Genomic DNA, 26,926 nt, shown 5'->3' on the forward strand with positions numbered 1-26,926 from the left:
ACCGTGGTAATTCAGCGGGGCAGGGATAGCCTGCTGGACATTGACAATATAGTTATGGCATATGGTGTTCAGCTCTTCGGTGGTGACACCGGCTTTGACGTATGGCTCAATCATCTCTAATACTTCGGCGGCCAGTTTGCCTGCCACACGCATTTTTTCGATCTGATCTGCTGTTTTAATAATCGCGGCCATGCCATCTCTCTCTTGCTGTGAATAGCTGTAAAAATACACATTTCATTGTGTTTCAAGGGTGCTTATGGTATAAAGCGCGCCGCGATTTGGCAAATCAGATTCTGTCAAAAACGCAAAACGCAGATTAAAACTGCAATTAACTAAACAACACACATACATCGACACATAAGCCGGGGTGCTGCAACTCATTGAGTTTCAGTCGGTTTTATGGGGTGTATGGAGGCCCAACCCCATTACTAAGGAATATTTATAATGGCAAAAGTTTCTATGCGCGATATGCTCCAGGCGGGCGTACATTTCGGTCACCAAACACGTTACTGGAACCCAAAAATGAAGCCATTCATTTTCGGCGCTCGTAACCGTGTTCACATCATCAACCTGGAACAAACTGTTCCAATGATGAACGATGCTCTGGCTTTCATTCAGTCTGTTGCTGCTAAAAAAGGCAAAATCCTGTTTGTTGGTACTAAGCGCGCTGCCTCTGAAGCGATCAAAGAAGCTGCTTTGCAAGTTGACCAGTACTATGTAAACCACCGCTGGTTGGGTGGCATGCTGACGAACTGGAAAACTGTTCGCCAGTCTATCAAGCGTTTAAAAGACCTGGAATCTCAGAGCCAGGACGGTACTTTCGACAAGCTGACCAAAAAAGAAGCTTTAGACCGTACCCGTGAAATGGACAAGCTGGAAAAAAGCTTAGGCGGTATCAAAGACATGGGCGGCTTGCCTGATGTTCTGTTTGTGATCGATGCCGACCACGAACACATTGCAATTAAAGAAGCCAACAACCTGGGTATCCCAGTAGTATCTATCGTTGATACGAACTCTGACCCTAAAGGTGTTGACTTTGTGATCCCTGGTAACGATGACGCTATCCGCGCTATCCAGTTATACCTGGGCGCAGTCAACCAGGCCATCACTGAAGGCCGCAGCAAAAACATCGAAGTTCAGGCTGAATCTGAAAACTTCGTCGCTGCTGAATAATTGCATTGTCTCTGTAGCCTTGTCATCAAGGCTACATCCAGGACAGGTATAAAGCAGGTTTAAACATACAGGGGCATTTGCCCCTGTTTGTCCACGAAAAAATTTTGTGAGGAACTTCCCATGGCTGTAACTGCCGGTTTAGTAAAAGAATTACGCGAGCGCACTGGCGCTGGCATGATGGACTGCAAAAAAGCGTTAGAAGAAACTGCAGGTGACATCGAAGGCGCAATCGAATTAATGCGTAAAAATGGTCAGGCTAAAGCTGCCAAGAAAGCAGGTCGTATTGCTGCTGAAGGTACTGTAATCACCCGCGTTGGCGGTGGTTATGCAGTAGCTATCGAATTTAACTGTGAAACAGATTTCGTCGGCCGTGACGCAAGCTTCCTGGCTTTTGCTAACGCTGCTGCTGATCTGGCTCATGCCAACAAGCTGTTCACTGTAGAAGAGCTGTCAGCAGCTCAACTGGGCGACAGCACTGTGGAAGAAGCCCGCGCTACCCTGGTGACTAAAATCGGTGAAAATATCGCTATCCGCCGTATCTCTGTAGTTCAGGGCGACGTGATTGGTCAGTACACTCACTCAGGCCGTATCGGTGTGTTAGTGGTACTGGAAGGCGGTAACGAAGATATCGCTAAAGACGTGGCTATGCACGTTGCTGCGAACAACCCTTCCTTCCTGACTCCAGAGTCAGTGCCTGCTGAAGTGGTTGCTAAAGAGCAGGAAATCCAGATCGAAATCGCGATCAACAGCGGCAAGCCAAAAGAAATCGCAGAGAAGATGGTTGCTGGTCGTATGACCAAGTTCACCGGCGAAGTTTCTTTAACTGGCCAGCCTTTCGTTAAAGATCCTTCAATCACTACAGGTGATTTCCTGAAACAAAACGGTGCTAAAGCTGTTAGCTTCATCCGTTTAGAAGTAGGTGAAGGCATCGAGAAGCAGGAAACTGATTTCGCTGCTGAAGTTGCTGCACAAATCGCTGCTGCGAAGAAGTAATTTACGCTTTAGCAATGCTTTGAAACCAGCTAGAATAACCGCGACCTGACCTTCGTCTGTCGCGGTTTTTTTTAGCCATCTTTTAGCTAAATGCTGGTCGCAGTTATCGCTGTTTTAAGCTGACTGTGTTCACATGACCCGACTTCAAGGTCGTACTATCCAGATATAAAGAGGACCACATGAGCAATCCAAAACTCGCCTATAGAAGAATTTTATTAAAACTCAGTGGTGAAGCCCTGATGGGTGAAGAGGGCTTTGGTATAGACCCTAAAGTGTTGGATCGGATGGCTCAGGAAATCAAAGAGCTGGTCGAATTAGGTATTCAGGTTGCGATTGTGATTGGTGGTGGCAATATTTTTCGTGGTGAGGGCTTAGCCAAAGCCGGCATGAACCGTGTGGTCGGTGACCATATGGGGATGTTAGCCACTGTAATGAATGGTCTGGCGATGCGTGATGCGTTGCACCGTGCTTTTGTCAATGCCCGTTTGATGTCGGCCATCCCGTTAAACGGTGTTTGTGATGACTATAACTGGGCTGAAGCCATCAGCTTATTAAAGTCAGGCCGTGTGGTGATTTTCTCTGCAGGTACTGGTAATCCATTTTTTACTACAGATTCAGCCGCCTGTTTACGTGGTATTGAAATTGAAGCTGATGCAGTATTAAAAGCCACCAAAGTCAATGGTGTGTACTCAGCAGACCCGGTCAAAGATCCAAATGCCACCATGTACAGCAAATTAAGCTACACAGAAGTGCTGGAAAAAGAGTTAAAAGTGATGGATTTAGCTGCTTTCACTTTAGCACGTGACCACAGTTTGCAAATTCGTGTATTCAATATGAATACACCCGGTGCACTGAAACGAGTGGTTATGGGTGAAGAAGAAGGCACAGTGATCGACCACGCCGAGAAATTACAGTAAACTAACTGCCACTTTTTTGGTGTAGCAAAAAAAGGAATAGCCAAAGTGATTAACGATATTCTCAAAGACAGCAAAACCCGGATGGAAAAAAGCGTTGAAGCGCTGAAAAGCCAATTGTCCAAAATCCGTACCGGCCGTGCTCACCCAAGTTTATTAGACGGTATTCAGGTGTCTTATTATGGTGCCAGTACACCATTACGTCAGGTGGCTAACGTGTCTGTAGAAGATGCCCGCACTCTGACGATCAGCGTATTTGATAAAACGCTGATCCAGCCTGTGGAGAAAGCTATTCTGCAGTCTGATTTAGGTTTAAACCCAATGAGTGCTGGTACTACGATTCGTGTACCCTTGCCTCCGCTGACGGAAGAGCGTCGTCGTGATTTAGTCAAAGTAGTGCGTGGCGAAGCCGAAGGTGCCCGTGTTGCAGTACGTAATATTCGTCGGGATGCCAATGCTGATTTCAAAGCCTTATTAAAAGACAAAGAAATTGGTGAAGACGAAGAGCGTAAAGCCACTGAAGAAGTTCAAAAGCTGACCGATGCTTTCGTCAAGAAAGTAGACGAAGTGTTAGCGGACAAAGAAAAAGAGTTGATGGAAGTTTAAGACTTCCTGCCCTGATTAGGGAAATAGCGCCGTGTAGGGTATACTTCGCGGCGTTTTTTATTCTTGTGACAAGGTCAGATTCAGATGACAGAAGTGCAAACCGCGTTACAAAACGCGTTGCCACAACATGTCGCCATTATCATGGACGGCAACGGACGCTGGGCTGAACGGCAAGGCAGACCCCGGGTATGGGGTCATAAAAAAGGTGTTGACGCAGTACGTCGTGCCGTGAGCTTTTGCCGGAAATTAGGTATCCAGTCTCTTACCTTATTTGCCTTTAGCAGTGAAAACTGGCGTCGGCCTGAAGATGAAGTCAGTGGCCTGATGCAACTGTTTTTGCTGGTATTACAGCAGGAAGTGAAAACCCTGCACAAAAACAATGTACGGCTGAATATTATTGGAGACTTGTCTCCTTTTAGCGACAAACTAAAACAACATATTAAAGAGGCGCAACAGCTTACAGCTCAGAATACAGCCTTGACCCTGAATGTGGCTGCTAATTATGGCGGTCGTTGGGACATAGTACAGGCCGCTCAGCAATTGGCTCAGAAAGTTGCGGATGGGGCACTGACAGCTACACAAATTGACGAACAGATGTTGTCAGGCTGCATGCAGATGCATGATCAACCGGAACTGGATTTAATGATCCGTACCGGTGGTGATGTCCGCATCAGTAACTTTTTGTTGTGGCAGGCTGCGTATGCTGAGTTATGGTTTACCGAAACTTTATGGCCTGACTTTGATGATCAGGTATTTTCGGAGGCTTTGGCAACCTACGCTAGTCGAGAGCGGCGTTTTGGTTGTACCGGAGCACAAATCCGTGAGCTGGCAATGCGTCCGATACAAGGATAACCAATTTGTTTAAGCAACGAGTGATTACAGCCCTGATCATGGCGCCTCTGGCGTTAGCCGCAGTTTTTTTCCTTCCTTTACATTATTTCGCTATTTTTATTGCTGCCGCTTTTCTGATCGGAGCCTGGGAATGGAGTTTATTTTGCGGTTACACCACAAAATCCAGTCAATACAGCTTTATCAGTGTAGTGGCGCTGAGCATGGCATTAATTTATTGGCAATTGCCAGACACCGCCTATTGGCCTGTGCAGTTGGACCAGCTCAGTAACAGTGTATTGGCACTGGGGGTGATTTGGTGGTTGATTGCTGTACTTTTGGTGTTAAGTTATCCGCGCAGCAGTCAGAGTTGGGCTCAGGGGCATCTTCGCCGCGCTTTGATGGGCTGGTTCACTTTAGTTCCAGCCTGGACGGCCTTACTACTGATCCGCTCTGTTGATTTTTATCAATCCAGTTACACCGGTGCCTGGTTGATTTGTCTACTGTTGGGTATTGTTTGGGCTGCCGATATAGGTGGTTATTTTATTGGTAAACCTTTTGGTAAACGTAAGCTATTACCTGCGGTCAGTCCTGGGAAAACGCTGGAAGGTATGCTCGGTGGTATCGGCTTTGTGATGCTGCTGGTGACTGCTGTGGCTTATCATCTGGGCTTCCCGGAAGAGACGGCAACCTGGTATCTGGCCGCTTTAGTACTGACCATTTTGTCGGTATTTGGTGATTTAAGTGAAAGTATGTTTAAACGAGTGGCCGGTTTAAAAGACAGCGGCAGTATCATACCGGGGCATGGTGGTATTTTAGATCGTATTGACAGTCTGACAGCCACAGCGCCGTTATACGCTGTCCTGGTCGCACTGATTGGAGGTTTCGCGTAATGCGAAGCCTGGTGATCCTTGGCGCAACGGGCTCCATTGGCTGTAACACACTAGATGTGGTTGCCATGCATCCACAGCTCTATCAGGTGTTGGGGTTAACAGGAGCCACTCAGGTTGAGAAGCTGTTTTCTCAAATTCAGCAATTTAATCCCCGCTACGCAGTCATGACCGATGCACAAGCAGCTCATCAGCTACGGCAACTGGTCAAAGAGGCTGGCCTACCCACTGAAGTCTGGTCCGGTGCACAGGCGCTGTGTGATTTGGCTGCTCATCCGGATGCTGACATAGTGATGGCCGCCATTGTTGGTGCTGCGGGTTTATTGCCCACGCTGGCGGCGGTTGAGCAGGGCAAAACCGTGTTGCTGGCCAACAAAGAAGCGCTGGTGATGAGTGGTGAACTCTTTATCAATAAAGTGCAGCAACATGGTGCTACGTTATTGCCGATCGACAGCGAACATAACGCTATTTTTCAGTGTTTACCTGCGCAGTTACAGCAAAACACCGCCACACAAAAATTGGCTGATTTTGGCATCAGTAAGCTGTTATTGACCGGCAGTGGTGGCCCGTTTTTGCGCAAAGCACTGTCAGAGTTTGCACACATTACTCCCGCTCAGGCTGTGGCTCACCCCAATTGGGTGATGGGGCAGAAAATCTCAGTAGACAGCGCCACTATGATGAACAAAGGCCTGGAGTTTATTGAAGCCCGCTGGTTGTTTAACTGTGCGGCTGATGATATTCAGGTGGTGATTCATCCACAAAGTATTATTCATTCGATGGTGCAATACACCGACGGTTCAGTGTTGGCACAGTTGGGCCAGCCTGATATGCGTACTCCGATAGCTCACGCACTGGCCTATCCTCAGCGGATCCAAACCAATGTGAAGCCACTGAATTTTTTTGAGCTGGCTGACTTTAGTTTCTCCAAACCAGAGCCAGAACGTTACCCTAATTTGTATCTGGCAATCGCAGCTTGTGGTTATGGCCAGGGCGCGACGACCGCATTAAATGCAGCCAACGAAATCGCAGTGGCCGCGTTTTTAGCAGGTCAAATAAGTTTTACCGATATAGCGCGTTTGAATCAGGCCGCACTGGGGCGTTTTGCCACGGTAAAAGCGCCTGATTTAGAGAGCATTTTGGACCTGGATCAGCAGGCCAGAGCTTATGTGCACGATCAATTGAAAAAGGTGAGTTAATGTCGGGTTTTATCTGGAATTTAATCAGCTTTGTAGTGGCCATTGGTCTGCTGGTGACAGTGCATGAGTTTGGCCACTTCTGGATAGCGCGAAAAAACAAGGTGCTGGTCAAGCGGTTCTCAATAGGTTTTGGTAAAGCCATTTATAGCTGGCGTGATAAACAAGGCACAGAGTTTGTGATTGCGATGATCCCGCTGGGCGGTTATGTCCGCATGCTGGATGAGCGGATTGACCCTGTATTGCCGCAGTTTAAAGACTTGAGTTTTAACAGCAAAACCGTGTGGCAACGTATGGCCATAGTGTCTGCCGGTCCTGTTGCTAATTTCCTGTTTGCTATCCTATTGCTCTGGGGCATGTATTTAATTGGTGTGCCGAATATTAAGCCCGTGATAGGGCAGATCACTGCTGAGTCTATTGCCGCCAAAGCAGGTGTCCCGTCCGACGCCCAAATAACCGCTATCAACGGTGAGGCGGTGGAAGACTGGCGCGCTATTAGTTTATTGCTGGTGGAGCAGGTGGGCAGCCAGACGGTGAATATCACGGTACAACAGCTTGAGGGCAGCGACCAAAGTTATCAGTTGGATTTAACCGATTGGGTGTTTGATCCGGATAAACAAAGTGTGTTTGGCAGTCTAGGTATAGAGCCACTGCGTCCGGAAGTGTTAAACGAAATCAGCCAGATCCAGCCTGGCTCAGCGGCTGAAACTGCCGGTTTGCAGCTAGGTGATAAATTAATTTCAGTCGACGCTAAGCCGGTTGCCGACTGGAACTCGTTGGTAACCTTGGTACAAAACAGCCCTGACAAGCCTTTGCTTTTTGGTATTGAACGCCAGGGGCAGGCCATGGAGATCCTGGTCACCCCACAAAGCCGTGAAATGGCGGATGGTTTTCACCAGGGCTATTTAGGCGTCAGTCCAAAAGTTTTACCCTGGCCTGAGCATTTATTGTTCACTCAGCAATATGGCCCTGTACAGGCCGCTGTTGTTGGGGTAGAAAAGACATGGCAATTGGTGCGCTTAAGCTTTTCCATGATTGGAAAATTCATTTTTGGTGATATTTCTGTCAAACATTTAAGTGGACCAATTTCGATAGCACAAGGCGCTGGAACCAGCGCAGATATTGGCTTGATTGCCTTTATTTCCTTTCTGGCACTGATCAGCGTCAACCTTGGGGTGATAAATTTACTGCCCCTGCCTATTTTGGATGGTGGCCATTTAATGTATCTTGTGCTGGAACTAATACGCGGCAAACCTGTCTCTGAGAAGGCGCAGGAGCTGGGTTTCCGGATCGGAGCTCTGTTGCTGCTGACATTAATGGGAATTGCGCTGCTCAACGATATTTCTCGTTTGTAATAAACTAATCAAAAGTAGTCCAAAACAATGACAATTAAACGATTAGTAGCCGCGATGTTACTTGCTGGTTTAAGTAACTCGGTGCTCGCTGAACAATCATTTACTGTGCAAGATATTCAGGTGGAAGGCTTGCAACGTGTTGCGCTTGGTGCAGCATTAAATAATCTGCCGTTTAATATCGGCGATACCATCACAGACGCGACCTTATCGCGCAGTATCAAAAGTCTGTACGCTGCAGGACACTTTGACGATATTCAGGTGTTCCGCGACGGCAGCACTGTTATTTATCGCTTAAAAGAGCGGCCAACCATTAACAACATCGAATTTGATGGCAACAAAGACATCAAAGAAGATCAGTTAAATGAGAGTTTAACCGCCCAGAAAATTGTGGTCGGTGAGCCTTTAGACAAAACCGTAATCAAAGAGGTTGAAAACGGTTTGACCGAGTTTTATCACGGCGTAGGTAAATACAACGCTGCCGTAGAGATGAAGGTCACTTATTTACCCCGTAACAGGGTGAATCTGAAAATCGAATTTGAAGAGGGCGACGCCGCTTCGGTTCGTCAGATCAATATCGTAGGGAACGAAATATTCAGCGACGAAGAGTTGCTGAAAAATATTGAGTCGCTCTATGACTTGCCCTGGTGGCGCTTCCTGTCCTCAGACCGTTATCAGAAACAGACGTTACAAGGCGATTTCGAGAAAATCCGCAGTTACTACTTAGACCGCGGTTACCTGCGTTTTAATATCGACGCAAATCAGGTTTCTGTCAGTACAGATAAAACATCAGTGTACGTGACTCTGAACGTAACTGAAGGCGAACAGTACACTATTACCGGCGTCGACTTTGTTGGCGACTTAATAGGCCAGGATGAGTTTATTAAAGCGTTGTTGCCTCTGAAAGCCGGACAGTTATACAACGGCGCCCTGGTGACCTACACCGAAGAGAGTATTGCCAAGTTACTGGCGCGTTTTGGTTATGCCAACTCTAAAGTCCGGACTATTCCGACTATCAATGATGACACCAAAGAGGTGGCGTTAACCATCAGTGTAGAGCCTGGCAAACGTGTTTATGTGCGCCGGCTGGAAGTGGCAGGTAATGCCTCAACTAAAGACGAAGTTATTCGTCGTGAAGTGCGCCAAATGGAAGGGGCCTGGTTATCTAATGATGCGTTAGAGTTATCCAAAGAACGTATTCAGCGGTTGCCTTACATTGAAAAAGTTGAGTTTGAGACCAAAGAAGTCGCAGGCGTCGATGATAAAGTTGACGTTGGGTTTAAGATTAAAGAGCAGCCCTCCGGTAACTTTAATGCGGGTATCTCCTATGGTGATTTCCAGGGCTTGTCATTTCAAATCGGTGTTGAACAGCAAAACTTCTTTGGTACAGGTAACTCGGCTGGGATCAGCTTAAGTACCAACAGGTACAACAGACAAATTGCGTTATCGGTCACGGATCCATACTTCACCTTGGATGCGGTCAGTTTAGGTGGGCAGATTTTCTACTCAGACACCGACTACTCCAGCTTGTCGTCGAACTTAGAAGCCTATAAGCAAAAACGTTATGGTTTTGGTGCTTCTATTGGTTACCCTATCAATGAATACAACAGATTAAATTTCGGTACCAATTATGCGGTGAACGAAATTAACTCTTTATCTGAATATGACCAGTTGCGTCATTTCAGAGCGGTATTGATGGATAAAAATGATCCGGATGGCGGTTACAAGTTTACCAACTATGAACTGATAGCCAGTTGGATCCAAAGTACCTTAAACCGTGGTTTATTCCCGACAGCAGGTCATGAACTGGTATTAAGTGGACGTATTACAACGCCTAACTCTGACTTGCAATACTACAAAACCACTTTCTCAGCCAGAAAGTATATTCCGTTGAGTAACGATCATCGATGGTCGTTCTTAAGCAAGCTGGACTTGGGCTACGGTAACGGTTACGGTAGTAAAAATGGCTACGATTACACGCTGCCTTTTACGGATAACTTCTATGCTGGTGGTCAGAACTTACGTGGTTTTGAAGCCCGTATTATCGGTCCTCATGCTATTTATCGTCAGGTCAGCACCATACCTGGATTACCTAATCCAACAGGTGATTCGGGGGGCGCATATCCGACAGATCCAAGTTTTGACACTTATATAGTGTCACCCCGGTCAACGGGTGGTAATGCCATGGCCATTGCAACCCTTGAGTTAATCACACCAACACCTTTTGTTGGTGAGGATTATGTAAACCAGATACGTACCAGCCTGTTTGTTGATGCAGGTAACGTCTGGGATACAGAGTTTGATTTAAGTCGTTATGATGGTTTAAGTCCGTCCACAAGTCAGAACTTCAACAGCCCTGCGCTGTTGGATTATTCCGACCCTGGCTTAATCCGTGTTTCGACCGGTCTTTCTCTGCAATGGATTTCACCTATGGGTCCATTGACATTTAGTTTGGCTAAAATCATCCAAAAAGAAGAGGGTGATGATCAGGAAAACTTTAGTTTCAATATTGGTACTACATTCTAAATTTATGGGAAATGGAAAACATGTTTAAGCAAAGCTTAGCAAAAACTGCATTAGTATTGATGGCTGGTCTGTTGATGGCTGGTACTGCTGCTGCAAAAGAAATGAAAATTGGTGTGGTGGATGTACAAGCTATCGTAGCTCAGTTACCTCAGACAACTTCTATTCAAAATACATTAAAAGCTGAATTCGAAGGCCGTATTGCTGAAGTGCAAAAGCTGGAAAAGGACATTGCTTTTAATCAGGAAAAATTAAAGCGTGACGGTGCAACCATGAACGACCAGCAGAAGAAAACTCTGCAAGGCGAAATGGAAAAACAAATGCGCAGTTACGAGCAGTTAGCCCGTCCTTTGGATGAGGACTACCGTAAGCGTCAGGGTGAAGAGCGTAACAAGCTGATGGGTTTAGTTAAAACAGCCATCGACAGCATAGCTAAAAAAGACAACTACGATCTGATCTTAAATGCTCAGGCCGGTGTGTTTGTTAAACCTGAATATGACATCTCTAATGCTGTTGTAGCTCAGGTGAGTAAAGCCAAATAATGGCACAGCTTACTCTGGCCTTTATAGCTGAGCAGCTTAATGCTCAGCTCGTTGGAGACGCCACGGCACTGATCAGTGCCGTTGGTACATTAGAGGATGCAACAAGCTCTCAGTTAAGCTTCTTATCCAACAGCAAATACCGTAAATTTTTGCAATCGACCCAAGCCGGTGCTGTGCTGATTAAAGCTGAGGATCAAAGCTATTGCCCGGTGAATGCCCTGATCGTGAATGACCCTTATGTGGCCTTCGCGAAAATAGCGCAATTATTAGATTCCACACCTGCTGCCGCTTATGGGCGGGGGCAGAATATCGTCATAGACCCTTCTGCTTCAGTGCCTGATTCCGTTGTGATAGGCCCCAATGTGGTGATTTCCGCTGGGGTTGTGATTGGCGAGAATGTACAGATTGGCGCCGGTTGTTTTATTGGCGAAAACAGCAAAATTGCAGCGGGCTGTAAAATCTGGCCTAACGTGACTTTGTACCACGGCATACAACTGGGTAAAAATTGTTTGGTGCACAGTGGTGCTGTGATAGGTGCTGATGGTTTTGGTTTTGCCAATGAGCGTGGTCGCTGGCTGAAAATTCCTCAGGTCGGTACTGTTATTATTGGTGACGACTGCGAAATCGGTGCCAACACCACTATAGACCGTGGTGCTTTAGGCGATACAGTGATTGGCAACAATGTGATTTTGGATAATCAGGTTCAAATTGCTCACAATGTGCACATTGGTGATCACACTGCGATAGCAGGTTGCACAGTGGTTGCTGGCAGCACTAAAATTGGCCGTTACTGCATTATTGGTGGCGCTTGTGCTATCAATGGTCATATGGAGATTTGTGATGGAGTGCAAATCACCGGCATGTCGATGATTATTAAGTCTATTACCGAAAAAGGTATCTATTCATCCGGTACTCCGGCCAGCACTAATCTGGAATGGCGGAAAAATAGCGTCCGGTTTCGTCAACTGGATCAGATGTATCAAAAATTACGGGAACTTGAACAGCAAATGGCTGCTTTGTCCCAACCGCCTTCACAAGACGAATAAAATAAAAGAGGTTCATTTTGGCTAACCAACTGAATATCCTTGAAATACAGGAAATCATGGCTCTGTTGCCACATCGCTACCCATTTTTAATGATCGACCGGGTTTTGGATTACACGCCGGGCGAGTCTTTAACGGCTATTAAAAACGTCACGATCAATGAGCCAATTTTTACCGGCCATTTTCCAACTATGCCTATTTTTCCCGGCGTATTAATTCTGGAAGCTTTGGCGCAGGCGACAGGTATTTTAGGTTTTAAAACAGTGACAGAACGCGCTGAAAACGAACTGTACCTATTTGCTGCTATAGACGAAGCTCGTTTTAAGAAACCCGTAGTTCCGGGTGATCAGTTAGTATTAGAAGTGAAGTTCTTAAAAGAGCGTCGTAATTTGTGGAAGTTTTATGGTGAAGCCAAAGTGGATGGCCAGGTCGTTTGTACTGCTGAACTGATGTGTGCCAGAAGAGAACTTTAATATGATCCATCCTACCTCTGTGATCGAAACAGGTGCTGTACTTGGTCAAAACGTCAAGATTGGGCCATTTTGTTACATCGCTGCCAATGTGGTGGTGGGTGATAACACTGTGCTTGAATCTCATGTGGTGCTCAAAGGCCCAACAGTCATTGGCAAAGGCAATCACTTTTACCAGTTCACCAGCATAGGTGAAGATTGTCAGGACAAAAAGTACAAAGGGGAGCCAACAGAGCTGGTCATTGGCGACAACAACGTGTTCCGTGAAAATTGCACTGTGCACCGTGGCACTATTCAGGACAAAGGTGTGACCCGCATAGGCTCAAACAACCTGTTTATGAACAACACCCATGTCGCACATGACTGTGTGATAGGCGATAACGTGATCTTTGCCAGTGGTGCTCAATCTGCCGGTCACGTCCATATCGGCGACTGGGCTATTCTAGGTGGCATGAGTGGTATTCACCAATTCTGCCATATCGGCGCGCACGCTTTTATCGGTGGTGGTTCTATCGTGGTGAAAGATGTGCCTCCTTACCTGATGGCCCATGGTGCTCACGCTGTACCTGCCGGGTTAAATGTCGAAGGCTTAAAGCGCCGTGGTTTCAGCGCCGATGCGATATTAGAAGTACGCCGTGCGTACAAAGAAGTCTACCGTAAAGGTTTAACAGTGCAGGAAGCTCTGGATGCGCTGGCCGAAAAAGCCGCTGAATTTCCGGAAGTCAAAGCCTTCACTGATTTTATCGCTAACTCCAGCCGTGGCATTATCCGCTGATGATACAAGCGCAATCCAGGGTAAAAATTGCTTTAGTCGCCGGAGAACATTCCGGCGATATTTTAGGTGCTGATTTGATCCGTGCTTTAAAGCTGTTGTATCCGCAAGCCGAATTTTATGGCATAGGCGGTGAGCGGATGAAAGCCGAAGGCTTTGACGCTTTGTTTGATATGGAAGAGCTGGCGGTGATGGGCATAGTGGAGGTATTAGGCCGCTTGCCACGTTTGCTTCAGGTTCGCAAAGAGCTGCTGGAGCATCTTACTGCCACACAGCCTGATGTGTTTATCGGTATAGACGCGCCGGATTTTAATATTCCTGTGGAGCTCAAGCTCAAAGCCGCTGGTATTAAAACTGTGCATTATGTCAGCCCGTCGGTCTGGGCCTGGCGGCAAAAACGTATTTTTAAAATCGCCAAAGCCACCAACATGGTGTTGGCGTTATTGCCTTTTGAGAAAGCCTTTTACGATAAATTCGCTGTGCCCTGCAGCTTTGTTGGTCATACCCTGGCCGACCAAATGCCGCTGCAGCCTGATAAAGCTGCTGCTAAAACAGAGTTGGGCTTAAACAGCAATGCACCAGTGCTGGCGATTATGCCGGGCAGCAGAACCAATGAAATCAAGCTGTTAGCTGCAGATTATTTAACTGCTGCTGCAGAGCTTAAAGCTCAGCAACCCAATTTACAGCTTATTTGTAATATGGTGACAGAACAAAAAGCAGCACTGTTCCGCCAGATCAAACAGCAGGTTGCGCCTGATTTAGCAGTGCAACTGGAAATCGGCAAAGCCCGCACTGTTTTAACTGCGGCTGATGCTGTCTTTATTGCCTCAGGCACTGCGACCTTAGAAGCCATGTTGGCGAAAACCGCTATGGTGGTCGGTTATAAGATGAACTGGCTGACGCATCAAATTGCTAAACGTTTGGTTAAACTGAAGTTTTTTAGCCTGCCGAATTTATTGGCCGACAAAGCTTTAGTGACAGAACTGTTGCAGGAGCAGGTCACGGTGCAGAACTTAGTCAAGGCTATGACACCTTTACTCCAGGATCAGCAAGCGCAGCACGCCTGTGTAGGCTCTTTCACAGAGCTGCATCAGCTCATTCGTTGTAACGCCAGCGAACAAGCTGCTGCTGCCATAGCCAAAGTAATGGACGCTGCGGTATGACTGTCAAAGCGCTGAATGCTGAAACTTATCAAAGACCACAGGTACAACTGATTTGTGGTGTTGACGAAGTAGGGCGTGGCCCGTTGGTGGGCGCTGTCGTCACTGCGGCTGTGATCCTCGACCCAAACAACCCTGTTGTGGGTTTAAACGATTCTAAAAAACTGTCAGAGAAAAAACGCCTGCAGCTTGCGGAAGAAATTAAGGCCAAAGCTTTAAGCTGGAGCTTAGGCCGTGCTGAAGTGCATGAAATTGATAGTTTAAATATTTTACACGCCACTATGCTGGCGATGACCCGCGCTGTAGAGGGCCTGCATATCAAACCAGACTGGGCCTTAATAGACGGTAACCGTGTGCCAAAAGATATTGGCGTGCAGGCCAGTGCTGTAGTCAAAGGTGATGCTTTGGTGCCAGAAATCAGCGCCGCTTCTATTTTAGCCAAAGTGGCGCGCGATAAAGAAATGCAACAATTAGCAGAGTTATATCCGCACTACGGTTTTGCTGGCCATAAAGGCTATCCGACCGCAGAGCATTTAGCCGCTATTAAAACCTATGGCGTGATCGCAGAGCATAGACGCAGTTTTAAGCCAGTCCGGGATGTATTGGAGCAGATGCATGGCTGATCCGGGTTTTATTCATTTACGGGTGCACAGCGACTTTTCGATGGTCGATGGCATTAAAAAAATAAAGCCTATAGTCAAAGCGGCGAAAGAGCTGAATATGCCTGCGCTGGCTTTAACCGACCAGATGAACCTGTGTGGTCTGGTACGTTTTTATAGTACAGCGCACGAGGCTGGCATTAAGCCGATAGTAGGGGCAGATTTGTGGGTTCAGCATCCGCTGTTTCCCGGTGAGGCGTGCCGATTACTGATCCTGGCTTCGGACAATACCGGCTACCAGAACCTGACCATGTTGTTGTCCAAAGCCTATTTACGGGGCCATGTGCAGCACAAACCGCAGATCGATCACGACTGGCTGGTGGAATACAAAGAAGGCCTGATTGTGTTGTCAGGTGCCAAAGATGGTCCTTTAGGCAAAGCTTTAATTAAAGGCAATGCGCCTAGCGCTTTGGCTTTAGTGCAGTTTTACCGTGAACATTTCCCCAACCGATTTTTTATAGAGCTTATTCGCACCGGCCGTCCGGACGAAGAAACCTATATTCAGGCCGCTGTTGAACTGGCGGAGCGTGAACAGTTGCCTGTGGTGGCCACTAACGAAGTGGTGATGCTCAGTCCGGACGATTTTCCGGCCCACGAAATCCGGGTTGCCATTCATGATGGCTACACCTTAGAAGATAAAAGACGACCAAAAAACTACAGCGAGCAGCAGTATTTGCGATCAAGCGCTGAGATGCAGGAGCTATTTTCCGATATACCGGAAGCGCTGCAAAACTCGGTTGAAATCGCCAAACGATGTAATGTCACCATACGTTTAGGCGAATACTTCCTGCCCGCTTTCCCGACCGGTGGTTTATCCGACGCTGATTTTTTGGTATTAAAATCCAAAGAAGGTCTGGAAAAACGCCTGGTACAATTGTTTCCCGACCCACAAGTGCGTGCCGAGCGACGGCCTGAGTATGATGAGCGTTTAGACATAGAGCTGGGCGTAATCAACCAGATGGGATTCCCCGGTTACTTCCTGGTTGTGATGGAGTTTATCCAGTGGAGTAAAGACAATAACATTCCGGTTGGTCCCGGCCGGGGCTCGGGTGCTGGCTCTTTAGTGGCTTATGCGCTGAGTATTACCGATCTTGATCCACTGGAATTTGACCTGCTGTTCGAGCGTTTCTTAAACCCTGAGCGGGTGTCGATGCCTGACTTTGACGTCGACTTCTGTATGGACAGACGCGACGAGGTGATAGAACACGTCTCCGACATGTACGGCCGTGAGGCTGTATCGCAAATTATCACCTTCGGTACTATGGCGGCCAAAGCGGTGATCCGCGACGTAGGTCGGGTTTTGGGGCATCCTTATGGTTTTGTTGATCGCATTTCCAAACTGATCCCACCCACACCCGGTATGACGCTGGAACAGGCTTTTAAAGAAGAACCCCGTTTACCTGAGCTGTATGAAGCCGATCAGGAAGTCAAAGACCTGATTGACATGGCACGTCAGCTCGAAGGTGTGACCCGAAATGCCGGTAAACACGCCGGTGGTGTGGTCATAGCCCCAACCAAAATTACCGACTTTGCCCCTGTCTATTGCGACGAAGAGGGCAACAACCCTGTCACTCAGTTTGATAAAAACGATGTCGAATATGCAGGTCTGGTCAAGTTTGACTTCTTGGGTTTACGGACCCTGACCATCTTGCAGTGGGCTGTGAATATGGCCAACGAGCGTTTAAAGCGCGAAGGCAAGCCACTGGTCGATATCAATACCATTCCGCTGACGGATAAAAAAAGCTACGACATGCTGATGAAAGCCGATACCACGGCCGTGTTCCAGCTTGAAAGTCGTGGTATGAAGGACTTAATCCGCCGTCTGCAGCCTGACTGTTTCGAAGATATGATAGCGCTGGTGGCGCTGTTCCGGCCCGGTCCTTTGCAGTCCGGCATGGTGGACAACTTTATCGACCGTAAACGGGGTCGGGAAGAGATTTCCTATCCGGATTCGACCTGGCAGCACGAGTCGCTTAAACCTATTCTGGAGCCGACCTACGGTATCATCCTGTACCAGGAACAGGTGATGCAGATTGCGCAGGTGTTGTCGGGTTATTCACTGGGCGGCGCTGACTTATTGCGCCGTGCTATGGGTAAAAAGAAACCGGAAGAGATGGCCAAGCAGCGCGATACCTTCCGCGACGGTGCTGTCGCCAATGGCGTAGATGCCGAACTGTCGATGAAAATCTTCGACTTAGTAGAGAAGTTCGCAGGTTACGGTTTTAACAAATCGCACTCTGCAGCTTATGCCTTGGTGTCGTATCAGACGCTGTGGATGAAGGCGCATTATCCGGCTGAATTTATGGCCGCTGTGATGTCGGCCGATATGGATAACACCGACAAAATCGTGATTCTGGTGGATGAATGTGAGCATATGAAGCTCAAATTGATCCCGCCTGATGTCAACTCTGGTGAGTATAAATTTACCGTCAACCGCCAGGGTCATATTGTCTATGGCATAGGTGCTATCAAAGGGGTAGGTGAAGGTCCGGTTGAAGCTATTTTGGCGGCACGGGCCAAACATGGTCCTTTCAGCGATTTGTTCGATTTCTGTAATAAAGTGGATTTAAAACAGCTAAACCGTCGTGTGATTGAAAAGCTGATTTTATCCGGTGCTATGGACCAACTCGGCCCTCACCGTGCTGCCATGATGGCGACTTTAGAAGAAGCGATGAAAGGCGCAGAGCAGCAAGCTAAAGCCGAAGCCATGGGGCAGTCGGATTTATTTGGCTTAATGGCGCCTGAGCCTGAACAGGTCGCCAGCGCCTTTAAACAAGTGCCGATTTGGCCGGATGAAGTTTGGCTGGAAGGCGAGCGTGAAACTTTAGGCTTATACCTGACAGGCCATCCGATCAACCGCTATCTGGACGAATTACCACATTACAGTTCGGGCCGTTTAGTGGATATGCAGCCGGGTCGTCGTGATCAGATGGTGCATGCCGCAGGTTTAGTTTTGTCGGTGCGCACTATGATCAATAAAAAGGGCAGGCGCTGGGCTATTGTCACTTTAGATGACAAATCTGCGCGCTTAGATGTACGTTTTTTCCCCGAACAGTTCGAAAACTTCGAGCATTTGCTGCAAAAAGACAAAATATTGGTGGTGTCGGGACAGGTCAGCTTTGATGATTTCAGTGGTGGCCTTACAATGTCCGGCCGCGAAGTAGTGGACATCATAGCTGCGCGGGAAAAATGCTTAAAATCCTTGACCTTAACTGTACATCAGCAGCACATGGGGCTGGATTATCTGCAAAAATTGCAGCAAGCTATGCGTGAATTTAAATTTGGCACAGTGCCTGTGAAGCTGGTGTATCAGCGTGACGAAGGTCAAATCACAGTGGCATTGGGCACCGAATGGTGGGTGACCCCAACAGACGCTTTGTTGCATCAACTGCGACAATTAGCAACAATACAACTGGATTTTCATTAATTAGGTAGTGACAGTCGATGATGCTGAATTATTTAGAGTTTGAGCAACCGATTGCGGAACTTGAAGCCAAAATAGAAGAACTTCGCAAAGTAAGCCGCAATGGCGAGTTTGATCTCGGCCTTGAAGAAGAAGTAAACAAGCTGAAGGAAAAAAGCTTAACTCTGACCAAAAAGATTTTTGCAGAATTAGGTGCCTGGCAGGTTGCTCAATTAGCTCGTCATCCGCTGCGTCCATACACGCTGGATTACATTAAACATATTTTCACCGACTTTGACGAGTTTGCCGGTGACCGTACTTTTGCCAACGATCCAGCTATTGTCTGTGGTACTGCCCGTTTAGGTGACAAAACTGTGATGGTGATTGGTCATCAAAAAGGCCGTGACACCTCAGAGAAAATCAAACGTAACTTTGGTATGCCAAAGCCTGAAGGCTACCGCAAAGCCCTGCGTATGATGGAAATGGCGGAACGGTTTAATTTGCCAATTATTACCTTTATCGACACGCCTGGTGCTTATCCTGGTGTGGGCGCTGAAGAGCGTGGCCAAAGTGAAGCAATAGCCCGTAACCTGAAAGTGATGGCTGGCCTGAAAGTGCCAGTGCTTTGTACTGTGATAGGCGAGGGTGGTTCTGGTGGTGCTTTGGCTATAGGGGTTGGCGATCAGGTCAATATGCTGCAATACAGCACCTATTCGGTGATTTCGCCTGAAGGTTGTGCTTCTATTTTATGGAAAAGCGCCGATAAAGCTCCTATTGCTGCTGATGCGATGGGCATTACAGCACCACGTTTAAAAGAGCTGAACCTGATTGACGACATCATCAGTGAGCCTTTAGGTGGCGCGCACCGTAATCACGAACAAATGGCGCAAAGCTTAAAGCAAGCCCTGTTACGTGATTTAGCCAAGCTGGAAAAGTTAAGTCTTGAAGACTTACTGGACAGACGCTATAAGCGCTTAATGTCTTTTGGCTACTGTTAATAGAGCCGTTGTGCCTGAAGCTGGATAAAATCAGCGGGCATAGTGGGAAAGGGCGGGAATAAAAACCGCCCTGCAAGCCGCCGTAAGGCGGTTTTTTATATCCAGGGATGGACGGTACGTCGCAACTGTCGGGAACCTTGTTGCCACGAATATTTAGGATCATTGTCTTTGAAGAGTTCTGAGTTACTGGCACCGCTGCGCTTGAACATCCAACAGTTGGGTTTAAACCAGCTTGTTCTGGGCTTATCCGGTGGCCTGGATTCTATGGTGTTGCTGCAACTTTGCCATCAGTTGACTCAGAGCTGTGCTATCAAGCTTAAGGCTGTGTATATCCATCATGGCTTAAGCGCCAATGCCGATCAGTGGGCGGAGTTTTGTCGGTTGCAATGCCAACAGCGCAGCATTGCCTTTGAAATGCAAAAAGTGCAGCTAAAGCCTAATGCCAATATCGAAGCTCAGGCCCGGGCCGCGCGTTATTCGGCTTTAGCTGCTTTTGTCACTACCCCACAGACTGCCCTGTTAACGGCTCATCATGCCGATGACCAACTCGAAACTTTATTGCTGGCATTAAAGCGTGGCGCTGGCCCGGCCGGATTATCCGGTATTGCTGCGGTGCAGCCTTTTGCAACGGGCTGGTTAGTGCGGCCTTTATTAGATTTTAGCCGCGAACAGTTGGAGGCTTTTGCGCAGCAGCAACAGTTAAACTGGATTGAAGACGAAAGTAATAACGACAGCAGATTTGACCGTAACTTTTTACGTCTTCAGGTGATCCCCATACTCCAGCAGCGCTGGCCAGCATTCCGGCAAAATGCCTTGCGCTCTGTCGCTCACATTCAGCAGCAACAGCAGTTTGTTGAAACACAGCTTGATCGGCTATTACCCACTGTAATGCATGGAGCTGAATTGGATTTAACACTGTTAACAGCGCAGGATCTGACCACACAAAAGCTTTTGGTAAGGCGCTGGCTGGCTTTAAACGCTTTAAATCCATCGACGGACTGGCTGAAACGTTTTTTTAATGAACTGATAGCTGCTAAAGCCGATGCTCAGCCTGTGCTGGAGTTGGATGGGTATCAAATCCGCCGTTTTGCAGATAAAGCTTATGTCACACAAATTACAGAAGTACCTCAGGCCGGAGTTTTTATCGAATTAGCACCAGATCAGCAGTTAACCACTGCTGTAGGTCAGTTTCTCCTTAACCGGGAAAACAAAGGCACACCTTTGGGGTTAACTGACGATCCTGTATATCTGGTGTTTGGGCTTTTTAGTTTGCCGTTTAAACCCTCAGGAGCGCGGCAGAGCAAAGAGTTAAAACAGTGGCTGAAGTTATGGGCCATACCGCCCTGGCAACGTGGGCACTTACCTGTGCTGGTACAAAATAATCAGGTGGTAGCTGTGTTGGGATTAGCCTCCAATGCCACCCCAGAGCAAGCCACTGACTTTGTCGACTGGCAACACAGTTAACGCAAAGCAGCACCAAATCGCGGGCAAAAAAAAGGGCTTTTGGATCTTCTGTCCTTTAGCCCTAATGTACGACGACTAAAATCTTTGACGCTGTGCGTCAGGCCTGATTCAGCAGCGCTACTTTCACCGCATTTTTACCGGCCTGCTTGGCTTGTGATAACGCTTCATCGGCCCGGCTAAATAGCAGCTCAGCTTTCTGATTCAGAGCTAGTTGAGCTAAACCGGCACTGGCGGTAACCGAAAACTGGTTGCAAACGTGATGTTGGTTAATAGCTTTTACCAGGCGATGCGCCACCAGTTCAGCCGATAAGGCGTCATCCGCCGTCAGTAAGACTGCAAATTCATCACCGCCAAAACGGAACAAACAATCGCTGGCTCTTAAGGTTTGACGCATGGCATCCGCCACAGCGATCAGCACATCATCACCGGCAGGATGACCAAAGTTGTCATTGGTTTGTTTAAAATTATCCAAATCCAGCAGAATTAATGCACAAGCTTGCTGACGTCTGTTGGCCAGTTGCACAGCCCGTTCAAACTGGTCGTCAAAATTACGTCTGTTACCCAGGTCGGTCAGGCTGTCTTTAAGGGCCAATTGCTGCAAACGAACCACCACCAGCGTATTACGTAGCGGATAGAGCCATTGCCGCTCTAGTTGCCACAACTGGTGCTGGATCAACGGAGTAAAGGCCTGATCGGATTGATAACACAGCTCAGCCAGACACTGGTCGTTGAGCATCAGTACACTGCGATGCTCAAAATTGCCCGATTCCGAACCCGGTGCCAGATATTTGCCCACAGCGGTTTGTAGTTGAATGGAGCGTAAAGGCAAAACTTTGCCCGCAGCCATTGAATAAATCTGTAACTGATCTGCAAGATCCAGACTGGTCTGCAATTGTTCTGGCAAAGTCACCGGATCTGCAGACAAACCAGACCAATGCGGCTGACTGGTGACGCCAGCGTAACTGGTCCCACTTAAAGTCATATCTTGTAAGCCATATAATTCCACTGCCGATACTCCGGAGCATATCTAAGATAGTCGGAATTTGCAGGTATTGTGCCACTTTAATAAGTGAATGATCTTATTGATTTTTTCAATTATGCAGTTTCATCTGACGATTTTTTGACGGCAAAGGCTGGCTAAAATTTGCCTCAGTCGCCACCTTATTCCGCACGCAGAAATTCCAGCAGTTGCTGCATCTGTTGCATCGCATCCTGATAGCCAATTTCAATCAGCCTTTTGGTGTAGGATTTTTCAAACAACAGGTAACTGGTTAAGCTCGATTCTGAATGTTGTGTGATGCCCGTTAAACGCAACAAGCTACGGACCGCCATCGGCAATTGCAAAAAGTGCTGACTGGCAATTTGGTTAAAATTCACACTAGGGTTGATCAGAAAGCTGTCGACCTTTTTCAGATCGGTAGGGATCTGGTGTGCATTGAGGGTATCAATGGTCTTATTAATACGGTGCATCCGTTCCAAATCAGCATTTAAGGTGTCCGAGAAAATCGTATCAAGCAAATGACCTGCCACTGTGGCTAACCCCGGATGATGTGGCATTGCATAGGTTAAATCCTGAGCCCTGGGCTGCTCTAACCCTATGATCAAAATTTTATCTGCGCCCAGATGAATAGGCGCACTGAGAGGCGATAATTGGTTGACAGAGCCATCACCGTAATAATGTTGATGGATACGGACAGAGGGGAACACCAGGGGTATAGCGGCTGAGGCCAACAAATGATGAATACCTAATAAAGTTTTTTGGCCACAGCGTTTGGCTCTGCGCCATTCTTTCGCGTCGTTGCCCTGAAAAAAGGTGATGGAATCTCCAGTGTTATAGCTGGACGCTGTGACGGAAACGCTGGACAAATAGCCGCCCTGTATATTGCGGTCTATGCGCTGTAAATCCACGATGTTATGCAGCAGTAAACGCAGTGGTTTGTTATCCAATAAACTGACCGGCCTCTTATTGGCATAATCCGCCTGGAAAGCACTTAAAAACCCGCGTAACAGATGCCAGCCCAGCCGCAAATAATCCGAGTAATACACCTGGTGCGTATGAAAGTTGCGCCAGACCCATTCAATTTTTTTCACACCCAAGTGAAAACATGATGCGTAGCAGGCAAGACCTGTTGCATTAATAGCGCCAGCAGAGGTACCACAGATAATCTCAAACGGAATTTTACTATTGCGCGGATAATGTTGGGCCAGTGCTTTGAGTACGCCGACCTGATAAGCGGCTCTGGCGCCCCCTCCGGTCAGCAGCAATGCAACTTTTTTATTGGTGTTTTCACCTTTTTTACCGTCAGTCACTGAAACTTCTTAACTCTTTCCATACTCTCTGTTTATATATTGCTGAAAAGCAAAATAAATGCAACGCTATAGCCAGTTTTTCAACGGCTTAATATCACTGATCCGAATGAGTGAAAGGAAGAAACAGAAATGACCGAGAAGGCTCCTGGCACAGGCCAGCAACAATATTACATAGGTTTAGCTGTGGTAGCTGTCACCCTGATTGCCATTGCCTGGTTTTTCTTCAGGGCAGAGGAGACTGTGGTGGCCGAACCTGAGCCTACACCTGTCCCTGCAGTGCAACAACCTGCTCCAGCAGATGTGTTAACGGCTAATCAGGAACCTGTCGATAGTCTGACCGTGCAGGCTCAGGACGAAACACCGTTGCAGGAAACCCCACTGGACGATGCGGTCGCTGTTGAACCTACAGCTAAATTACCCAGTCTGGATAACTCAGATGCTGAGGTAAAATCTGGCCTGTTGGGCTTACGCTGGAAAGCTGGGCTGGCGTCGCTTTTTGTCACCGAAGATATGATCCGCCGTTTTGTGGTGAATGTGGACAACATAGCTCAGGGGACTTTACCTAAAGGTCAGCCACTGTTTCAGCCGATCAAAGACAAGTTTGCCACTTTACCTGCAGAGGGGGGCGCAGTGCAGTTGGACCCTGCTAACTTCGCACGCTATGAACCTTACCTGCAATTGCTGGAAAGTGTTTCAGTGACCGAAGTAAAACGTCTGTTTGAATACTATTATCCGCTGATGCAGCAAGCCTATGCTGAACTGGGTTATCCCAATGCGCAGTTCCGCGTCCGTTTACAGGAAGCGATTAAAGTCTTGCTGGCGACGCCAGAAGTAGCGCCACCTATGCTATTGGCCCGTCCTAATGTCTATTACACTTATGCCGACCCGCAAATTGAGGCTCTGCCTCTGGCGCAACGTCAGATGATCCGTTTAGGACCAGATAACCAGAAGCGCTTAAAACGTGTGTTAGAAGCTCATCAGTTGGTATTGGCTCAACCTTAATGTCTGGTTTACCTGTGGTTCCAGCCGATTTACCCCGCCGTAACAGCAAGCTGGGTCAGACACTTGGCCTTTGCTTGTTAAAGCTGTTGGGGGGCTGGACTATTGATGGAGAAGTCCCTGACCATAAAAAGATGGTGATTGCTGTGGCTCCTCATACCTCCAATCAGGATTTTTTTGTGGGTATCGCCGCAGCTTTAGCTCTGGATCTGAACATCCGCTTTTTAGGCAAACACAGCATTTTTGTCTGGCCGGTGAAAAGATTGTTACGCGCTTTAGGTGGGATCCCGGTTGATCGTCGTCATCCGCATGGGGTGGTGGGGCAGGTGGTGGCTGAGTTTGCTCAGCATCAGACTTTGTTATTGGGTTTATCGCCGGAAGGCAGTCGTAAAAAAGTCGAGCAGTGGCGCTCTGGCTTTTGGCATATCGCCAAACAAGCTAACGTACCCGTCTGCTTAATTGGGCTGGATTACAAACACAAGCAACTGGTGTTTGGTCCCTGTGTCACTGTTGGTGAAAATTTCGCCGACGATCTGCAGCAAATGCGCTTATTTTTTCAGCAAATGACGGCAAAATATCCGGAAAACGCTTAAGTTGTTGCACAGCGAAAAGCTTTTCAGCATAATGCGCGCACCAGTTGCACTGGTACCTGCAATGGTGGCCTCATCGGTCCTCCCGCAATACTAATTCGTTCACCTGGTCAGGTCCGGAAGGAAGCAGCCAAAGCGGATAACGTATGTGCCGGGATGTCGGCTGGTGAGGTCGCCACCCAACTACGCGCTGTCACTATCTGCTGTATCAATCATCATCCACTGTCGAGTTTTTGCCTGAATGCTGAATCCGATCTATCACAATCACAGCGGCCAGTAATTGGGCTGTTAATTTCGGCTCGTAAATATCCACACCGTAGGTATCAGACCAGCTAAACCAGGACTTGGACACTTCCGCCAGTACCTTACCGTTTTGACTGATTTTGTATTCGTGTTGCCATAAGTTGCCGTGCATCTCCAGTTCACCAACCGGGCTACTGATGGTGAAACGGCTGGTCCAGAAGGGCCAAAAACATTTGCGGATCAGCCACTCACTGCCATCGGCACACAACAAGCGACAAGCCGGCATGATGGTCAGATATTTACGTTTAATTTTTAAAAGCTCCACGCCGCGGCTGTCGAACAGGGTTTGGCTGCTGGAGATACTAAAAAACTTGCCTTTAGCGCTAAACGCCGTGTTGCCACGTTCATCTTCAATAGTAAAGCTGTCGGTCAGGCTGAATATCTTTTGTTTAATTTTATATTTCATAAAATTGACTCCGCCTTTGATGTTGCCTGTCTGTTAATTTGCTCTTATGCTGCCTGAGTTTTCAGCAGGATAAAAGGCTTAACATAATGATTTACAAAAAATTGCTGGTGCTGTGCTTCGTATTATTTGGTCTGCTGAGCCCATCAGCCCAACTAAAGGCGGAGCTGATAGCCGTCGGCGAAAGTTTCAAACTGCAATCGGCAGTGCTGAAGCAACAACGTCGTTACTCGGTGTCTTTACCCAGCCGTTATCAGGCCGAGCCGCTGCGGCGTTATCCGGTGTTGTATATCATTGATGCTGATTTTCAGTTTTTCCATGTGGCTGCCACAGTAAAAAACCTGACCCAGATGGGAAAAATTCCACCTCTGATCGTCGTAGGGGTGGCCACTGAAGGGCCAGACGATTACGTCAAAGCCACCACCTGGGCTATACAGGGCGAAGGTTCAGAAGCTTATGGTGGTCTGGAGCCGATGCGGTTATTTGTGAATACCGAGCTTATCCCGCAGATAGAAAAAACCTACCGCACCAGTGCGGAGCGTATTTTGGCGGGTTATTCACTCGGTGGCTTATACAGCTTGTATGAGCTGGTACAAAGGGACAGCCCGTTTCAGGCTTATTTAGCCATGAGCGCTAGCCTCTGGTTTGACGATTACAGTTTCCAGAAAAAGTTTGAACGCTTTTTGACTGAAAAAAGCAGCAGCAAACGACTGTTTTTGTCCTTAGCTAATGAGCGTGGTATGGGCGTGACCGAGTTAGTCGCAGCACTAAAACAAGCCAATAACCCGCAACTGCGCTGGAACTTCCAGCAATTCCCGGACGAAACCCATTACAGTACGGCTTTACCTGCTTTGTATGCGGGCTTGAGCTATTTATACAAAGATTACTTTACTGATGCGGTACAGATGTTGGCTCTAAAGGGAGCTGACGCCGTCTTTCAGTTGTTTGCACAAAAACAACAACAGCAGTTTGGTGCGTATCAGATAGACTGGTTACAGGCTTACACTTTAGGTAAATTTTTTGTTGGTACAGACCAGGTGGATGAAATGCCAAAGTTTTTAGCTTTGTTAAAACAGCAACAACCGGCCTCTTTTAACGAAGTCAGCATTCAGTTTGCCAAAATGTATAACAAGCTAAAGCAGCCACAGCAGGCGCTGGATCTGTTGGCGCAGGCTGATTTAACCCATTCAGCAGAAGGTTTAAAACAAAAAAGTGATGCGTTAAAGGCCGTGGGGCAAACAGAGCAGGCGGCTGAGTTATTAAAACAAGCACAACATTTAGCGAAACAGCAACAACTGGATCTGTGGCAACAAATGGAGCTGCGTTAAGCGCAGTTTT

24 protein-coding genes, 1 other RNA gene and 1 pseudogene are annotated in these 26,926 nt (G+C 47.6%); 22 read left to right on the plus strand and 4 right to left on the minus strand.

What is annotated here, in order from left to right; genetic code table 11:
- Positions 1 to 192, minus strand: a pseudogene (locus tag SD53_RS07010) (type I methionyl aminopeptidase); the annotation flags it as partial.
- Between the two features lie 252 nt (positions 193 to 444).
- Here SD53_RS07010 and rpsB point away from each other — a divergent pair.
- The 18 genes from rpsB (at position 445) to tilS (ending at position 20,983) form a co-directional block, all read left to right on the plus strand.
- A complete protein-coding gene (gene rpsB / locus SD53_RS07015) occupies positions 445 to 1,173 on the plus strand; it encodes a 30S ribosomal protein S2 (protein ID WP_046519525.1) in 729 nt (242 codons plus the stop codon).
- A 120-nt stretch (positions 1,174 to 1,293) separates the two neighbouring features.
- Positions 1,294 to 2,166 (plus strand): translation elongation factor Ts, encoded by an 873-nt coding sequence (tsf, locus tag SD53_RS07020; RefSeq protein ID WP_046519526.1) that lies wholly within the window; start codon positions 1,294 to 1,296, stop codon positions 2,164 to 2,166.
- A gap of 179 nt (positions 2,167 to 2,345) precedes the next feature.
- The gene (gene pyrH / locus SD53_RS07025) at positions 2,346 to 3,083 is read left to right on the plus strand and encodes a UMP kinase (protein ID WP_046519527.1); all 738 of its coding nucleotides are present in this window, start codon (positions 2,346 to 2,348) and stop codon (positions 3,081 to 3,083) included.
- Between the two features lie 45 nt (positions 3,084 to 3,128).
- A complete protein-coding gene (gene frr, locus SD53_RS07030; RefSeq protein WP_046519528.1) occupies positions 3,129 to 3,686 on the plus strand; it encodes a ribosome recycling factor in 558 nt (185 codons plus the stop codon).
- Between the two features lie 84 nt (positions 3,687 to 3,770).
- Entirely contained in the window at positions 3,771 to 4,538 is a 768-nt protein-coding gene (gene uppS, locus SD53_RS07035; RefSeq protein WP_046519529.1) for a polyprenyl diphosphate synthase, read from the plus strand.
- Between the two features lie 5 nt (positions 4,539 to 4,543).
- A complete protein-coding gene (locus tag SD53_RS07040; protein WP_046519530.1) occupies positions 4,544 to 5,407 on the plus strand; it encodes a phosphatidate cytidylyltransferase in 864 nt (287 codons plus the stop codon).
- Positions 5,407 to 6,600: a 1-deoxy-D-xylulose-5-phosphate reductoisomerase gene (gene ispC / locus SD53_RS07045; RefSeq protein WP_046519531.1), complete on the plus strand. Its 1,194-nt coding sequence runs from the start codon at positions 5,407 to 5,409 to the stop codon at positions 6,598 to 6,600. Before SD53_RS07040 ends, ispC begins: the two co-directional genes overlap by 1 nt.
- A complete protein-coding gene (gene rseP / locus SD53_RS07050) occupies positions 6,600 to 7,952 on the plus strand; it encodes a sigma E protease regulator RseP (RefSeq protein ID WP_046519532.1) in 1,353 nt (450 codons plus the stop codon). The genes ispC and rseP overlap by 1 nt, the downstream gene beginning before the upstream one ends.
- 27 nt (positions 7,953 to 7,979) lie before the next feature.
- Positions 7,980 to 10,475 carry an outer membrane protein assembly factor BamA gene (gene bamA / locus SD53_RS07055; RefSeq protein ID WP_046519533.1) on the plus strand — a complete coding sequence of 832 codons (2,496 nt, stop codon included), beginning with the start codon at positions 7,980 to 7,982 and terminating at the stop codon, positions 10,473 to 10,475.
- 20 nt (positions 10,476 to 10,495) lie between these two features.
- On the plus strand, positions 10,496 to 11,014 hold the full coding sequence (locus SD53_RS07060) for an OmpH/Skp family outer membrane protein (protein ID WP_046519534.1): 519 nt from the start codon (positions 10,496 to 10,498) through the stop codon (positions 11,012 to 11,014).
- Entirely contained in the window at positions 11,014 to 12,060 is a 1,047-nt protein-coding gene (gene lpxD / locus SD53_RS07065; RefSeq protein WP_046519535.1) for a UDP-3-O-(3-hydroxymyristoyl)glucosamine N-acyltransferase, read from the plus strand. The genes SD53_RS07060 and lpxD overlap by 1 nt, the downstream gene beginning before the upstream one ends.
- Before the next feature lie 17 nt (positions 12,061 to 12,077).
- The gene (gene fabZ, locus SD53_RS07070) at positions 12,078 to 12,530 is read left to right on the plus strand and encodes a 3-hydroxyacyl-ACP dehydratase FabZ (RefSeq protein WP_046519536.1); all 453 of its coding nucleotides are present in this window, start codon (positions 12,078 to 12,080) and stop codon (positions 12,528 to 12,530) included.
- A 1-nt stretch (position 12,531) separates the two neighbouring features.
- Positions 12,532 to 13,302, plus strand: coding sequence for an acyl-ACP--UDP-N-acetylglucosamine O-acyltransferase (gene lpxA / locus SD53_RS07075; RefSeq protein ID WP_046519537.1), 771 nt, complete (start codon positions 12,532 to 12,534; stop codon positions 13,300 to 13,302).
- Positions 13,302 to 14,462, plus strand: coding sequence for a lipid-A-disaccharide synthase (gene lpxB / locus SD53_RS07080; protein ID WP_106693140.1), 1,161 nt, complete (start codon positions 13,302 to 13,304; stop codon positions 14,460 to 14,462). The genes lpxA and lpxB overlap by 1 nt, the downstream gene beginning before the upstream one ends.
- Positions 14,459 to 15,082, plus strand: coding sequence for a ribonuclease HII (gene rnhB, locus SD53_RS07085; protein ID WP_082101812.1), 624 nt, complete (start codon positions 14,459 to 14,461; stop codon positions 15,080 to 15,082). Before lpxB ends, rnhB begins: the two co-directional genes overlap by 4 nt.
- Entirely contained in the window at positions 15,075 to 18,545 is a 3,471-nt protein-coding gene (gene dnaE, locus SD53_RS07090; protein ID WP_046519539.1) for a DNA polymerase III subunit alpha, read from the plus strand. Before rnhB ends, dnaE begins: the two co-directional genes overlap by 8 nt.
- Positions 18,546 to 18,562: 17 nt before the next feature.
- Positions 18,563 to 19,519 (plus strand): acetyl-CoA carboxylase carboxyl transferase subunit alpha, encoded by a 957-nt coding sequence (gene accA / locus SD53_RS07095; protein WP_046519540.1) that lies wholly within the window; start codon positions 18,563 to 18,565, stop codon positions 19,517 to 19,519.
- 168 nt (positions 19,520 to 19,687) lie between these two features.
- Positions 19,688 to 20,983: a tRNA lysidine(34) synthetase TilS gene (gene tilS, locus SD53_RS07100; protein WP_046519541.1), complete on the plus strand. Its 1,296-nt coding sequence runs from the start codon at positions 19,688 to 19,690 to the stop codon at positions 20,981 to 20,983.
- A gap of 97 nt (positions 20,984 to 21,080) precedes the next feature.
- Here the strand turns inward: tilS and SD53_RS07105 are convergent, their stop codons facing one another.
- A complete protein-coding gene (locus tag SD53_RS07105; RefSeq protein WP_052749290.1) occupies positions 21,081 to 21,989 on the minus strand; it encodes a GGDEF domain-containing protein in 909 nt (302 codons plus the stop codon).
- A gap of 155 nt (positions 21,990 to 22,144) precedes the next feature.
- Positions 22,145 to 23,293: a patatin-like phospholipase family protein gene (locus tag SD53_RS07110; RefSeq protein ID WP_046519542.1), complete on the minus strand. Its 1,149-nt coding sequence runs from the start codon at positions 23,291 to 23,293 to the stop codon at positions 22,145 to 22,147.
- 129 nt (positions 23,294 to 23,422) lie between these two features.
- On the opposite strand from SD53_RS07110, the gene SD53_RS07115 reads away from it, so the two are divergent.
- From SD53_RS07115 to ffs, 3 genes are all read left to right on the plus strand, one after another.
- Positions 23,423 to 24,295, plus strand: coding sequence for a DUF3014 domain-containing protein (locus SD53_RS07115; protein ID WP_046519543.1), 873 nt, complete (start codon positions 23,423 to 23,425; stop codon positions 24,293 to 24,295).
- Complete coding sequence (locus SD53_RS07120) at positions 24,295 to 24,885, plus strand: lysophospholipid acyltransferase family protein (protein WP_046519544.1); 591 nt, start codon at positions 24,295 to 24,297, stop codon at positions 24,883 to 24,885. Before SD53_RS07115 ends, SD53_RS07120 begins: the two co-directional genes overlap by 1 nt.
- 71 nt (positions 24,886 to 24,956) lie before the next feature.
- Positions 24,957 to 25,054: signal recognition particle sRNA small type (gene ffs / locus SD53_RS18185), an RNA gene on the plus strand.
- Positions 25,055 to 25,090: 36 nt separating this feature from the next.
- Here the strand turns inward: ffs and SD53_RS07125 are convergent.
- Positions 25,091 to 25,591 (minus strand): LURP-one-related/scramblase family protein, encoded by a 501-nt coding sequence (locus SD53_RS07125; RefSeq protein WP_046519545.1) that lies wholly within the window; start codon positions 25,589 to 25,591, stop codon positions 25,091 to 25,093.
- Positions 25,592 to 25,677: 86 nt separating this feature from the next.
- Here SD53_RS07125 and SD53_RS07130 point away from each other — a divergent pair, with 86 nt between their 5' ends.
- A complete protein-coding gene (locus SD53_RS07130; protein WP_052749291.1) occupies positions 25,678 to 26,916 on the plus strand; it encodes an alpha/beta hydrolase in 1,239 nt (412 codons plus the stop codon).
- Positions 26,917 to 26,926: the final 10 nt, after the last annotated feature.

This window comes from Rheinheimera mesophila, assembly GCF_000986865.1.
GTDB classification, from domain to species: Bacteria; Pseudomonadota; Gammaproteobacteria; order Enterobacterales; family Alteromonadaceae; genus Pararheinheimera; species Pararheinheimera mesophila.

What these genes read in the sequence shown, in the direction of transcription:
- rpsB (WP_046519525.1), top strand. Translation starts at nt 445, where the DNA reads ATGGCAAAAGTTTCTATGCGCGATATGCTCCAGGCGGGCGTACATTTC.
- tsf (WP_046519526.1), top strand. Translation starts at nt 1,294, where the DNA reads ATGGCTGTAACTGCCGGTTTAGTAAAAGAATTACGCGAGCGCACTGGC.
- pyrH (WP_046519527.1), top strand. Translation starts at nt 2,346, where the DNA reads ATGAGCAATCCAAAACTCGCCTATAGAAGAATTTTATTAAAACTCAGT.
- uppS (WP_046519529.1), top strand. Translation starts at nt 3,771, where the DNA reads ATGACAGAAGTGCAAACCGCGTTACAAAACGCGTTGCCACAACATGTC.
- ispC (WP_046519531.1), top strand. Translation starts at nt 5,407, where the DNA reads ATGCGAAGCCTGGTGATCCTTGGCGCAACGGGCTCCATTGGCTGTAAC.
- rseP (WP_046519532.1), top strand. Translation starts at nt 6,600, where the DNA reads ATGTCGGGTTTTATCTGGAATTTAATCAGCTTTGTAGTGGCCATTGGT.
- bamA (WP_046519533.1), top strand. Translation starts at nt 7,980, where the DNA reads ATGACAATTAAACGATTAGTAGCCGCGATGTTACTTGCTGGTTTAAGT.
- SD53_RS07060 (WP_046519534.1), top strand. Translation starts at nt 10,496, where the DNA reads ATGTTTAAGCAAAGCTTAGCAAAAACTGCATTAGTATTGATGGCTGGT.
- lpxD (WP_046519535.1), top strand. Translation starts at nt 11,014, where the DNA reads ATGGCACAGCTTACTCTGGCCTTTATAGCTGAGCAGCTTAATGCTCAG.
- lpxA (WP_046519537.1), top strand. Translation starts at nt 12,532, where the DNA reads ATGATCCATCCTACCTCTGTGATCGAAACAGGTGCTGTACTTGGTCAA.
- lpxB (WP_106693140.1), top strand. Translation starts at nt 13,302, where the DNA reads ATGATACAAGCGCAATCCAGGGTAAAAATTGCTTTAGTCGCCGGAGAA.
- rnhB (WP_082101812.1), top strand. Translation starts at nt 14,459, where the DNA reads ATGACTGTCAAAGCGCTGAATGCTGAAACTTATCAAAGACCACAGGTA.
- dnaE (WP_046519539.1), top strand. Translation starts at nt 15,075, where the DNA reads ATGGCTGATCCGGGTTTTATTCATTTACGGGTGCACAGCGACTTTTCG.
- accA (WP_046519540.1), top strand. Translation starts at nt 18,563, where the DNA reads ATGATGCTGAATTATTTAGAGTTTGAGCAACCGATTGCGGAACTTGAA.
- SD53_RS07115 (WP_046519543.1), top strand. Translation starts at nt 23,423, where the DNA reads ATGACCGAGAAGGCTCCTGGCACAGGCCAGCAACAATATTACATAGGT.
- SD53_RS07120 (WP_046519544.1), top strand. Translation starts at nt 24,295, where the DNA reads ATGTCTGGTTTACCTGTGGTTCCAGCCGATTTACCCCGCCGTAACAGC.
- SD53_RS07125 (WP_046519545.1), bottom strand. Translation starts at nt 25,591, where the DNA reads ATGAAATATAAAATTAAACAAAAGATATTCAGCCTGACCGACAGCTTT.
- SD53_RS07130 (WP_052749291.1), top strand. Translation starts at nt 25,678, where the DNA reads ATGATTTACAAAAAATTGCTGGTGCTGTGCTTCGTATTATTTGGTCTG.